This is a genomic window from Parafrankia sp. BMG5.11 (genome assembly GCF_004337455.1).
The window spans coordinates 127,226-139,168 of the sequence record NZ_SJXI01000035.1; the positions used below are offsets into that span (position 1 = coordinate 127,226).

Annotated in this window: 9 protein-coding genes and 1 pseudogene; 3 read left to right on the forward strand and 7 right to left on the reverse strand. The window is 72.8% G+C overall.

The annotated features are described in order from the left end of the window. Positions 1-240 precede the first annotated feature (240 nt). Positions 241-1,017, reverse strand: a complete 777-nt coding sequence (locus E0504_RS23735) for a fumarylacetoacetate hydrolase family protein (protein WP_112105833.1) — start codon at positions 1,015-1,017, stop codon at positions 241-243. 301 nt (positions 1,018-1,318) lie between these two features. On the opposite strand from E0504_RS23735, the pseudogene E0504_RS23740 reads away from it, so the two are divergent. The 3 genes and pseudogenes from E0504_RS23740 to E0504_RS23750 form a co-directional block, all read left to right on the forward strand. Continuing rightward, positions 1,319-1,480, forward strand: a pseudogene (locus E0504_RS23740) (IS607 family transposase); the annotation flags it as partial. Further along, positions 1,477-2,850: an IS607 family element RNA-guided endonuclease TnpB gene (gene tnpB / locus E0504_RS23745; protein WP_112105828.1), complete on the forward strand. Its 1,374-nt coding sequence runs from the start codon at positions 1,477-1,479 to the stop codon at positions 2,848-2,850. The pseudogene E0504_RS23740 and the gene tnpB, both read left to right, overlap by 4 nt. A 108-nt stretch (positions 2,851-2,958) precedes the next feature. After that, positions 2,959-3,225, forward strand: coding sequence for a hypothetical protein (locus E0504_RS23750; RefSeq protein ID WP_112105829.1), 267 nt, complete (start codon positions 2,959-2,961; stop codon positions 3,223-3,225). A 280-nt stretch (positions 3,226-3,505) separates the two neighbouring features. Here the strand turns inward: E0504_RS23750 and E0504_RS23755 are convergent, their stop codons facing one another. The 6 genes from E0504_RS23755 to E0504_RS23780 all read right to left on the reverse strand — a co-directional run bounded on the left by E0504_RS23755 (position 3,506) and on the right by E0504_RS23780 (position 11,835). Further along, positions 3,506-5,902 (reverse strand): murein transglycosylase, encoded by a 2,397-nt coding sequence (locus E0504_RS23755; protein ID WP_112105830.1) that lies wholly within the window; start codon positions 5,900-5,902, stop codon positions 3,506-3,508. Positions 5,903-6,243: 341 nt separating this feature from the next. Next, positions 6,244-7,902: a citramalate synthase gene (cimA, locus tag E0504_RS23760; protein WP_112105831.1), complete on the reverse strand. Its 1,659-nt coding sequence runs from the start codon at positions 7,900-7,902 to the stop codon at positions 6,244-6,246. Positions 7,903-8,098: 196 nt separating this feature from the next. Continuing rightward, positions 8,099-8,776 carry a Crp/Fnr family transcriptional regulator gene (locus E0504_RS23765; RefSeq protein ID WP_041255536.1) on the reverse strand — a complete coding sequence of 226 codons (678 nt, stop codon included), beginning with the start codon at positions 8,774-8,776 and terminating at the stop codon, positions 8,099-8,101. A gap of 117 nt (positions 8,777-8,893) precedes the next feature. Further along, the gene (locus E0504_RS23770) at positions 8,894-9,280 is read right to left on the reverse strand and encodes a cyclic nucleotide-binding/CBS domain-containing protein (protein ID WP_041253718.1); all 387 of its coding nucleotides are present in this window, start codon (positions 9,278-9,280) and stop codon (positions 8,894-8,896) included. Positions 9,281-9,493: 213 nt separating this feature from the next. Next, entirely contained in the window at positions 9,494-10,417 is a 924-nt protein-coding gene (gene ilvE, locus E0504_RS23775; protein ID WP_071060665.1) for a branched-chain-amino-acid transaminase, read from the reverse strand. A 389-nt stretch (positions 10,418-10,806) separates the two neighbouring features. Beyond that, the gene (locus E0504_RS23780) at positions 10,807-11,835 is read right to left on the reverse strand and encodes a 3-isopropylmalate dehydrogenase (protein WP_112105832.1); all 1,029 of its coding nucleotides are present in this window, start codon (positions 11,833-11,835) and stop codon (positions 10,807-10,809) included. Positions 11,836-11,943 lie beyond the last annotated feature (108 nt).

Consider the following 11,943-nt stretch of genomic DNA (forward strand, 5'->3'; position numbering starts at 1 on the left):
GGTCCACACGAGGGGTGGGCGCGGGGCGAGTCGTCCCATCCGAGCCGTTCGCACCCCCGGAGCAGGCCCGCGACACCACCCCAACCCCAGAACCGAACATCCCCGTCCCCACCCAGCACACCGCCATCACGGCCAAATGCGTGGCGGGCTCGGGGCCCGGGGCTCCGGGCGGCGGGAACCCCGGGATTCGAGGCCGGGACGACCGGGGGCGGGAGCGGCCTGGTCGCGGCCGTGGCCTGGTTATCGGGTGGTCACGGGGTTCGTCAGGGTTCCGATGCCGTCCACCGTGACGGCTACGGTCTGGCCGGCGCGCATCGGGCCGACTCCGGCCGGGGTACCGGTCAGCAGGACGTCTCCCGGGAGCAGGGTCATCGCGCGGGACATGAACGCCACCAGCGCCGGGACGTCGTGCAGGAGGAGTTTGGTCCGCGAGTCCTGGCGGACCTCGCCGTCCAGCGTCGTCCGGATGACCCGGTCGGACGGGTCGAGGTCCGTCTCGATCCAGGGGCCGATCGGGCAGAAGGTGTCGTGGCCCTTGGCGCGGGTCCACTGGCCGTCCGTCGCCTGCTGGTCGCGAGCGGTCACGTCGTTCGCGCAGGTGAAGCCGAGGACGACGGACAATGCGCGTTCCGCCGGCACGTCACGGCAGAGCCGGCCGATGACGACGGCCAGCTCGCCCTCGTAGTCGACCCGCTCGCTGTCGGGCGGCAGCACGATCGGGTCCCCGGGGCCGGCCACACTCGTGGACGGCTTCAGGAACAGGACGGGACTGGTCGGGGCCTCGCCGCCCATCTCCCGTGCGTGGTCGGCGTAGTTCTTCCCGATACAGAGAATCTTGCTGGGCAGCACGGGGGCCAGCAGCCGTACCTCCGCCAGCGGTCGCCGCACCCCGGTGAAGGTGAAGGGCGCGAACGGATGCGGTGTGATCCCGGCAACAATGGCGGTTCCGTCCGCCACGGAGCCTTCCACCACTCCGAATGCCGGCTCGGACCCGTCGGTGTACCTCGCTATGCGCACTCCGCGACCGTACCGACCGAACGCGGGAATCGGGGTGTCCGGATCCGGGCCGGGTTCCGGCACGTGGCGGCGTCCGGCCGCACTGTGGCCCGAACCACTCGATCATTCGGCCGCCCGGCCGCCGGATCCGGTTCACCGGGACGGCGAAGGGTGGCAACTGTTGCGTGTCGAGTGGTCGATAGCGACCGATGGTGATCTGTAATGTTCATGTGAACCTCAAGCGGTGGGCGTGCTCGCAGGGCGTCGCGTACGTGAGGGCCCGGCGCTGGTTCGCGGCCGGCAAGCTGCCGGTCTCGGCGGGCTGCTCGTCGTCGACCCGTCCGAGGTGGACGACGACCTCGTGCGCGACGTGACCGAGATCCTCACCTCGCTGTGCGCCCGGCTGTACGGCCGGCGCGCGGCGGCCAACCGGGCGCGGCGCGCGGCCGCCGTCGCTGTCGCCGGCCCCGGGGATGCTGGGTGAGCACGGTCCTGCAGGCGTACCGCTACGCCCTCGATCCGACTCCGGCGCAGCTCGTCGCGCTGGGTCGGCACGCGGGCGCGGCGCGGTTCGCGTTCAACTGGGGCCTGGCCCGGGTGAAGGCCGCGATGGACCAGCGCGCGGCCGAGGCCACCTACGGCGTGCCCGAGGCCGAGCGGACACCGGTCCCCTGGACGATGCCGACGCTGCGCAGGCAGTGGAACGACGCCAAGGGCGAGGTCGCCTCGTGGTGGCCGGAGTGCTCCAAGGAGACGTACTCGGCCGGGCTGGATCAGCTTGCCTGCGGCCTCAAGGCGTTCAGCGACTCCCGTAAGGGCAGGCGCAAGGGGCGCCGCGTCGGCTTCCCCCGGTTCAAGAAGCGCGGCAAGGCCCGCGACTCGTTCCGGTACACCACCGGCGCCTACGGCCCGGACGGCGACCGGCACGTGAAGCTGCCCCGGATCGGCCGGGTGAAGGTTCACGAACCCATGGGCGCGCTGATCGGCCGACTCGACGCCGGCACCGCACGGCTGAGGGGCGCCACGGTCTCGCGGACCGCCGGCCGCTGGTTCGTGTCGTTCACGGTGCAGGTCGCCCGCGACCTGCCCGACGCCCCGTCGCGGCGGCAGCGCAAGGGTGGGACCGTCGGGGTGGACCTCGGGGTGAGGTGCCTCGCCGTCCTGTCGACGGGCGAGAGGGTGCCCAACCCGAAGCACCTGGACGCCGCGCTGGGCCGGCTGCGCCGCGCGTCGCGCGCCTACGCCCGGTCGAAGCCGGGCAGCGTCGGCCGCCGCAAGCGGGCCGCGTGGCTGGCGCGCATCCACGCCCGGGTCGCCGGCCAGCGCCGCGACGGCCTGCACAAGCTGACCACCCGCCTGGCGACGTCCCACGACGTGGTGGTGGTCGAGGATCTCCACGTCGCCGGGATGGTCCGCAACCGCCGGCTGGCCCGTGGCGTGTCGGACACCGGCATGGCCGAAGTCCGGCGACAGCTCACCTACAAGACGACGTGGTACGGCTCGCGGCTGATCGTCGCGGACCGCTGGTACCCGTCGAGCAAGACCTGTTCCGGCTGCGGATGGCGAAACCCAAGCCTCACGCTGTCGGACCGCACGTTCGTCTGCCAGGACTGCGCTCTGGTGATCGACCGCGACTACAACGCCTCGCTGAACCTGAGACGTTTCGCAACGGGTGCCGGAGTGGCCGGAGACCCGGGCGCGTATGCGCCGAACGCCCGTGGAGCCGACCGTAAGACCCCGCCCGCGGGGCGGGTGGCCGTGAAGCGGGAACCCCGCACCGCACGAGCGGGCAAGACGGGGACCGCCGCCCGGAGACAGGCGGCTGCGGAACTGATGATCGCCCATGACCACTGATCCGCAACGGAAGCCGAGAATCAGGCAGGATTGCCGGATACGGGTCGGCGCCCCGGTCGGGACACGGCGTGGCCCAGCACGATCCGCCATCGACCTGGAAGGAGAACGGTGACCGAGATCGACGCGACCCCCGTCTATGACGTCGGCGCACCCGAGCCCAAGCCGATCGACGAGGAGCTCAGCGTCAAGCTGGGCCACCTCGCGGAGGACGCCATACTCCGCGGCAAGCCGAACGGTGACGAGCGCTGCGACAACTGCCTGTACTACCTGGACACCGACAAGGACATCACCTACTGCTGGCACCCGAAGCTGCGGGTCCTCGTCGGCGGCGACTGGTGGTGCCAGTGGTGGGAGGAGATCCCGGACGAGGACTGAGACGCCGGGGGCGTCCCCGTCCAGTGAACTGATGTCGTGCCGGCGGACACGAGTGCCGCTGGCGTGATGCCTTCCCGCCCATCATGGTCCGGGACGCCTGCGCGCCCGCCGTGGGCCGCGGCGCCTTCCCGCCCGTGGTGGGGCGGGTCGGCGCACGGCGAGGGCAGGTACGGCCACGGCGAGCGCAGGACGTCGGTGCCGGACACCGTGACCAGCGCACGCGCCTCGTCGAGGAGCTCGGCCACCTCCGGGTCCGGATCACCGCGATCGGCGGCGTGCGTCAGGTCCCGGGCGCCAGCGGGACCACGTCGAACGGCAGGGGGACGTCCTCGGTCGTGCCCGGTGACGGGGCCCCGCCCGCGGGCGGTGTGCTCGCCGGTGGGTTCAGCTGGGATTGCAGGGCATTGGCGACGTCACCGAGGCCTGTCGCCGCGTCGGCGGCGATCTCCCCGATCCGGATGGCCGCGGCGAGGCGGTCGAGGAAGCGGGCGAGCTCCACCGAGGCCTGCAGGCCGCCGTCGCCGGCCGGCAGGGTGGCGAGCAGGTCCGCCGCGGCCGTCTGGGTGATCCGTCCCGTGTCCCGGTAGGTTTCCAGCCGCCGCCGGAGGCTGGCCAGCGTGGACGGCGCACCGGCGAAGTCCGCGGGATCGACGTTGCCGACCCGCGCGGTGGCCTGCACCGGCTGGCAGTCCTGGCCGGCCGGCAGGACCTGGACCTTCACGTCGAACGGGCCGCGGCCGGTGGCCCGCCCGATCGCCAGCCCGTCCAGCCGGCCCAGCGGCACGACGCCGTCGCCGCCGGGCAGCGCCCGCGCGCTCACCCCGGTCGCCACCGTCGCCCCGGTCTCGTCCAGCAGGGTGAGCTCGATGGTCACGGTCCGCTCGGCGGTGCCGCCCACCCGGGCGCGGACCTCCAGCGACTCGTACTCCGATCCGGTCACGACGTCCCCGCCGACACCGCCCGCGCTGATCGACGCCTGGTCGATCACGGGGGCCACGCAGGTGCCGTCGGACGAGCCCGGCAGCGGGACGAGGGTGGTGACCTGGAAGGGCTGGTCGGTCGCCAGGGCGTCGGTGGTCGGGTCGCCGCCGTCGCCCCCGGTCGCGCCGGCGCCCGCCGGGTCGGCCGTCCCGGTGCCCAGGTTCCCGACGACCGTCGGTCCGACGGCGTACCAGGCCGCCCAGCCGAGCACGGAGCGGATGTAGCCGTCGGAGGGGTTGTAGGAGCGCACCGCGGAGAGCACGTTGTCGGGTACGCGCAGGTCACCCCCGGCCTGGCAGAGGCGATCGGCGGCAGTCAGGGTGGCGTCGTCGAAGTCGTTGGGGTCCGCGCGGCCGTCGCCGTCGGCGTCGCGCCCGATCCACCGCCACATCGACGGCGTGAACTGCATCGGGCCGACCGCCCGGTCCCAGACGGTGTCGCCGTCGAGCCAGCCGTCGTCGGTGTCGCGGATGCGGAACATCCCGGGCGAGCCGTCGAGACGCGGGCCGACAACGGTGGGCGCGACCCGGCCGTTACTGTCCGTGCGTGCACCCTGCCCGTGGCCCGACTCGATCGCGCCGATGCCGGCGAGGACCGACCAGTGCAGGTAGCAGCCTGGATGTTCGGTCGCGGCCCGGTCGGCCGCGTTGGTGTACGCCGCCAGGGCCCGGGCCGGGATGGTCGACGCCTCCTTGCTGGAGCCGGGCGGGGTCGCGAGCGGCGCGTTGCGGACGGTGCCGTCGTCCGACGCGCCCGCGGTCGCTGTTCCGGTCGACGCTGTTCCGGCCGGCGAAGGCGACGCGCCTGCCGTCGGGGACGTGCCGGACGTGGCCGTGGCGGACCCGGCCGGCCGGCTCGCGACCGGCGAGGCGGCGAGCCCGGCTCGCACGGGCAGGCGGACCTGCCCGGACGCGCCCACGACGCTGGCGAGGTCTTCCACGGTCGCGCCCCCGAAGGCGGCGCCACCCTCGGGCAGCAGCTCGGTCTGGTCGACCCGTCCGTTGACGGGGCCGGTGAGCTTCGCTGCGGCGGTTTCGGACGACGGCCCGGCCACCGCGGTGACGGCGAGCGCGAGAGCCGTGGCCGCGAGCGCGATCTTCGGCAGCGACCAGGACCCGTTCGTGGAAGCGTCCCGGTCCCGTCTCCGGCCGCGCCCCCCGGCCAGATCCCGGCTCCGCGTGGTGCGCGACCGGCTCCCGCCCACCGGCCACGCGCCGGGCGCGGGGCGCCGCCCCAGCCGTACCCGGCGGCCGGCGGCGATCCCGCCCCGGCGGGCCGCAGCCCGCTCGGCAGAGGACGACCGACCGTAGAGAACGTCCTGCTCGGAGGCATCGGCGTCCGGAGACGGCATGGCGCGGGGGGGGCTTCCAGCCGGTCCGGCGCCGCCGGCGGGCACGCGGCCATCAGCAGGCACGCGGCCCTCGACCGGCACGCGGCTGGCCGGCACGCGGCCGTCGGTGCCCACGCCGTCGTCGGTGGGCACGTGGCCCTCGGCGGGCGCCAGGCTGTCGGTGCGCTCAGGAAGCTCGGTGCGCGCGGTGGCCTCGACGCGCCCTGAGGTGGAACGGCGGCGACCGCCCGTCCGGCGGCGGCCCCCGGACGGCGGGTCGACCCACACGATGTCCGATACTCCGGGCGACGAGCGGTGCGAGCCGCCTCGGCGTCCACCCACGCTGCCGGTGGAACGACGGCTCATCGCCGACCTCCCCGAGCACGGTCGCGCCCTGTCGGGCGCTCAACCGCCGGGCACCGCGACACGGCCGTCCCCTCTCCTCGGCCGCAGCAGCCGAGATCGCCCATCACCGTCGCCCCCGGGAGCCCCCGAACCCGTCCACCGCCACCTGCGGCGGATGACCGGGATGCCCGAAAGCGTCGCGGTCAGCGTAACGGGCACCAAAGGATGACCGGGCGGCGTTGGCGTCAACCGGGAATTCTTTGACAGGACAGGCCCGAAACGCCCGGACGGCGTTGGCCGTGTAGATCATCCGATGATGAAAAACCCGCGGCGCGGGCGATCGGGCCGGCCCGGTCAGATAGTCAGACGGCATCCGGGTCGGGGCGCTCACCCTGGCGGCGCAGGCCGTAGGTGACGGCGTCCTGTAGCGCCACCCAGGAGGCGGCGATGATGTTCTCGTCGACGCCGATGGTGTCCCAGCGGCCGCGGCCGTCGCTGGTCTCCACCAGGACGCGGGTGACCGCACCGGTGCCCTGCCGGCCGTCGAGGATGCGAACCTTGTAGTCGACCAGGTCGAGATCGGCCAGACCCGGGTAGGCCTTCTCCAGCGCCTTGCGCAGGGCGGTGTCGAGCGCGTTGACGGGCCCGTTGCCCTCCGCCGTCGACACGTGCCGCTCGCCGTGGGAGGTGAGCTTCACCGTGGCCTCGCTGACGACCTCGCCGCCGGAGCGCTGCTCGACGATGACCCGCCAGGATTCCAGGGTGAAGAACCGCTCCCGGCCCGAGACCTCGTCCAGCAGCATGAGCTCGAAGGACGCCTCGGCGGCCTCGTAGGCGTAGCCGGAGGCCTCCCTGTCCTTGACCATCTCCAGCACCCGACCGAGCGCCTCACGCTCCCCGGAGAGGTCCATGCCGAGCTCGCGGCCCTTGAGCTCGAGGGTCGCGCGGCCGGCCAGTTCGGAGACGAGCATCCGCATGTCGTTGCCGACGGCGGCCGGGTCGATGTGCTGGTACATGTCGGGGTCGACCTTGACGGCGCTCGCGTGCAGGCCGGCCTTGTGCGCGAAGGCGCTGGCGCCGACGTAGGGCCGGTGCGTGCTCGGGGCCGAGTTGGTGACCTCGTCGATGGCGTGTGAGACACGCACGAGCTCACGCAGCCGCCCGGCCGGCAGGACCTGGCGGCCCAGCTTGGTCTCCAGGCCCGCGACGACGCTGAACAGGTTGGCGTTCCCGCAACGCTCGCCGTAGCCGTTGGCGGTCCCCTGGACGTGGGTGGCCCCGGCCTCGATCGCCACCAGGCTGTTCGCGACGGCGCAGGCGGCGTCGTCGTGGGTGTGGATACCCAGGCGCGCTCCGGTGCTCGCGAGCGTGGCCGCCACGACGTCACCGATCCGGGTGGGCAGCATGCCGCCGTTGGTGTCGCACAGCACGATCACCTCGGCACCGGCCTCGGCCGCTGTGCGCACCATCTCGAGCGCGTAGGCGGGGTCGGCGCGGTGGCCGTCGAAGAAGTGTTCGGCGTCGACGAAGACCCGCTTGCCCTCGTTCGTCAGGTGACGGACGGTGTCGCGGATCATCGCGAGGTTCTCGGCGGGCGTGGTCCGCAGCGCGCGCTCGACGTGCCGGCGGTCGGCCTTGGCCACCAGGCAGACCACGGAGGTGCCGGCGTCGCGCAGCGCGGCGACCTGGGAGTCGTCGGCGACGGCCTTGCTGGCCCGCCGGGTCGACCCGAACGCGGTCAGCAGCGCGCCGTTGAGGTCGAGCTCGGTGCGGGCCCGCCGGAAGAACTCGGCGTCCTTGGGGTTCGAGCCGGGCCAGCCGCCCTCGATGAAGCCGACACCCAGGTCGTCGAGGTGCCGGGCGACCGCCAGCTTGTCGGCGACCGACAGCGACAGGCCTTCCTGCTGGGTGCCGTCGCGCAGCGTGGTGTCGTAGATGTGCAGCGACTCCCGGTCGAACGGGAGCCCGCCGACCGCGCCGAGCGGAGCTGAACCGAGCGGAGCTGGGGTGTCGTGAACCACGATGGACCTCTCGCTGGAACCGTGTCTGGCCGTCACGCGCCCGGTCTGCCTGGTCAGTGACCGGAACGCGCGACGGGGACGGGTTCGCCGCCAGCGTCCCACCATACGATGTAACACGCTGGACACGCGGCAAGTGTGGCAAGTGCCATGGACGCCATGTGCACGCCGTGGACGCCGCGCACGCCCGCCGCGGCGGTCAGTCGCCCGCGAACCGGCGGAGGCGGTCAACCTGCATGATGGTGATCGTCTGACCTTCGGACAGGATCCACGCCCGCCGCTCGAACTCGCGCAGTGCCTGGTTGACCGACTGGCGCGAGCCGCCCAGCAGCGACGCGATCTCGGTCTGCGTCAGGCCCAGCTCGATGACCGGCCGGCCGGCCTCGCGCATCCGCATCAGCAGCAGCTTCGCGACCCGGCGCGGGAGATCGAGGAAGACCAGGTCCGCGTTCGCCCCGGTGAGCCGGCGCACGTGCGCCACCAGCGCGCGGATGAGCTGCTCGGCGACAGCCGGGCGCTCCCGGACGAGCTCCCACACGGCGCTGCGCTCGAGCACCAGCGCGGTGCTCGGCTCCAGCGCCTCGACACTCGCGGACCTCGTCCCGGCCTCGACGATGTTGAGCTCGCCCAGCGTCTCCCGGGGACCGGCGATGTTGAGCACGTGGTCGCGCCCGTCGTCGGCCTTGGTGAGGATCTTGAGTCGCCCGGACGCGATGACGAGGAGGGTGTCGGCCGGCTCCCCCTCGGTGAAGACCACCTGGCCCCGGCGGAAACGCCGGGTCACGGACCGGCTGGCCAGCCGCAGCAGATCCTCCTCGTCGAGCTCCTTCAGCAGCGTGGTCGCCCGCAGCAGCGTGACCGCCTCAGTGTCGTGCATGCGGTGAACGTAGCGCCGCTCGGCGGTCTCGTGTGCTGCAGATCCCGGAGCCGACACGTTCATCGCGCAATCGTGATAATGCGAACACGACCGGTAATATCCATCGCGGCCGGCACGTCAGGCCGACACCCGCTGCCGACTCCAGCAGCGCACCACGTCACGCATCGAAAGCACGCCCTCGACCTCGGCGCCGGTGGTGACCACGAGGTGCCGGAACCCGCCGCGCAGCATCGCCGCGGCCGCCTCGTCGAGTGACCAGTCGGGGGCGGCGACCACCACGTCCCGGGTGACGTGGTCGCCCACGACCTCGACGTCCGGATCCTGGTCGGCCGCGATCGCCCGCAGGACGTCGCGCTCGGTGAGGATTCCGAACCCCTGGCCGTCGCCGTCGAGCACGACGGCGGCACCCACGTGCCGGGCGGCCATCAGCCGGGCCGCCTGGCGCAGGGTGTGCCCGGGCCCGACGACGAGGACCAGAGCGCTCATGCCCTCCGAGACACTCATGCCCTCCGAAGCCCGCATATCCTCCGAAACGCGTGTATCCCCCGAAACACGCGTGCCCTCCGAAACCCGCATGACGTCCTCCCGAACTCCGACTCCGGACGCTTGTGCGCTCGTGAAACGACTACTGGAGACGGTAGGCGTCCAAGGTCGGGTTGGCCAGGGCACACGCGGCGGCGGCGTGGTCACGCAGTCGGCTCGCCGCCGGGCGGGACGTCAGCTGACGAGCTCGTTCCAGTCCTTGTAGCGGTCGACCTCGCCGTGGGTGGCCTGGTGGAAGATGTCGAGGATCTCCCGGGTGACCGGGCCGGGCCGGCCCGTGCCGATCCGCCGGTCGTCCACCTCGGAGATGGGAACGATCTCGGCCGCGGTGCCGGTGAAGAACGCCTCGTCGGCGAGGTAGAGGTCGGTGCGCACGATGTGCTGCTCGCGCACCTCGTAGCCCTGGTCCGCGGCGATCTGCATGACGGAGGCGCGGGTGATGCCGCCGAGCGGCCCGTCGCTGAGCGGCGGGGTGATCACCTGCCGGCCGGAGACGATGAAGACGTTCTCGCCGGAGCCGTCAGCGATGTGGCCGTTCGGGCTGGTCATGATCGCCTCGTCGTAACCGGCCTTGATCGCGGCGACCTTGGCGAGCGACGAGTTGAGGTACTGGCCGGACGCCTTCGCGGCCGGCGGGATGATGTTCGGGTCGTTGCGGCGCCAGGTCGAGATGGTCGCCCGAGCCCCGTTGCGCTCGGCGTCCTCGCCCAGGTAGGAGCCCCAGGGCCAGACCGCGATCATGACCTCGATCGAGGACGGGAGCGGATTGAGGCCCATCTCGCCGTACCCGAGGTAGATCAGGGGCCGGATGTAGCACTCCTCGACGTTGTTCACCGCGATGGTGTCCTTCGTCGCCTGGACGAGCTCCTCCGGCGTGAAGGTCGGCTCCATCAGGTAGATCTTCGCGCTGCGGTACAGGCGGGCGATGTGGTCGGTCAGCCGGAAGACCGCGCTGCCGACGGGCGTCGAGTAGGCGCGGATGCCCTCGAACACGCCCCAGCCGTAGTGCAGGGTCGGGTTGAGCACGTGGATGCGGGCGTCGTCCCAGTCGACGAACTCGCCGCTCATCCAGATCTTCGAGGTGGGCGTGATGGCCATGATGACTCCAGGACGGGCTACGTCAGGGGGACGTGCGGGCTGGCGAGCACCGCGGGCACGAGCACCGCGGTGCGCGAACGCTGTCACTGACCAGCGCTCGCCTGCGCTGTCGCCCACCGGTGCCGTGACGAACGGCTCCGTGCCGAACGATCAGCGAAGTGCCGAACGATCAGCGAACAAACGGTCAGAGAGGACGAAACCGCCGATCGTCGCCGTGGTCGGGCCCTGTCGGCTGCCGTCGTACCGGATCTACGGCTTCACCGAAGAATAGCCGCCGGATGACCGGACGGAAAACGAACGACGAATCGGCGGGGACACACCGGCCCTCCCCCGGCTCGCCGGCCGCGCGGTCGTTCCCGCTCGCGCGGCCGGTCGGAGTGGGGCCCGACTCAGCCCACGGCGCGGGCGGCCAGGTCGTCGCCGATCTCGCGGGTGGAGCGGCGGGCACCGCCGGCCGCGGCGCGGGCGGCCAGCGACGCGGCCACCGCGCCCTCCACCCGAGCCGCCTCGTCGGCGTGGCCGAGGTGGTCCAGCAGCATCGCGACCGAGGCGACCGTCGCGGTCGGGTCCGCCAGCCCCTGGCCGGCGATGTCGGGAGCGCTGCCGTGGACCGGCTCGAACATGCTCGGGTTCGCGCCCGAGGGGTCGAGGTTCCCGCTGGCGGCGAGCCCGATGCCACCGGTGATCGCGGCGCCGATGTCGGTCAGGATGTCGCCGAACATGTTGTCGGTGACCACCACGTCGAACCGGGCCGGGTCGGTCACGAAGAACATCGAGGCGGCGTCCACGTGCTGGTAGTCGACGCTGACGCCGGGGAACTCGGCGCCGACCTCGGCGGCCGTGCGGGCCCACAGGTCGCCCGCCTTGGTGAGCACGTTGGTCTTGTGCACCAGGGTGAGGTGGGCGCGGGGACGCCGGCTCGCCCGCGCGAAGGCGTCGCGCACGACCCGCTCGACCCCGAAGCGCGTGTTCAGGCTCTCCTCGGTCGCCACCTCCTGTGGCGTCCCGCGCCGCAGCGTGCCGCCGGCGCCGGCGTAGGGGCCCTCCGTCCCCTCCCGCACCACGATCATGTCGATGGCGGGGTCACCGGCGAGCGGTGAGGTCACTCCGGGGTACAGCCGGACCGGCCGGAGGTTGACGTGGTGGTCCAGCTCGAACCGCAGCCGCAGCAGCAGCCCGCGTTCCAGGACGCCGCTGGGCACCCCGGGGTCGCCGACGGCGCCGAGCAGGATCGCGTCGTGCCCGCGCAGCTCCGCCAGGACGCTGTCGGGCAGGGTCTCGCCGGTCTCGTGCCAGCGCCGCGCGCCCAGGTCGTAGTCGGTGGTCTCCACTTTGGGATGCACGGCTCGTAGCACGCGCAGCCCCTCCGCGACCACTTCCGGACCGATTCCGTCGCCACCAATGACCGCAAGCCTCATGGGGCTCGACTTTAGTCCGCCCGGCGTGGACGTCCGGCGCGCCCGCCCCGGGCGCGACCAGGCCGGACGGGCGCCCGGTCGCGCCCGCCGGGGAACAGCTCGCTGGCC

Excerpts from the sequence above, each read along its gene's own strand:
- E0504_RS23755 (WP_112105830.1), bottom strand. The coding sequence starts at position 5,902 with ATGAGCCGTCGTTCCACCGGCAGCGTGGGTGGACGCCGAGGCGGCTCG.
- E0504_RS23765 (WP_041255536.1), bottom strand. The coding sequence starts at position 8,776 with ATGCACGACACTGAGGCGGTCACGCTGCTGCGGGCGACCACGCTGCTG.
- E0504_RS23770 (WP_041253718.1), bottom strand. The coding sequence starts at position 9,280 with ATGAGTGTCTCGGAGGGCATGAGCGCTCTGGTCCTCGTCGTCGGGCCC.
- ilvE (WP_071060665.1), bottom strand. The coding sequence starts at position 10,417 with ATGGCCATCACGCCCACCTCGAAGATCTGGATGAGCGGCGAGTTCGTC.
- E0504_RS23780 (WP_112105832.1), bottom strand. The coding sequence starts at position 11,835 with ATGAGGCTTGCGGTCATTGGTGGCGACGGAATCGGTCCGGAAGTGGTC.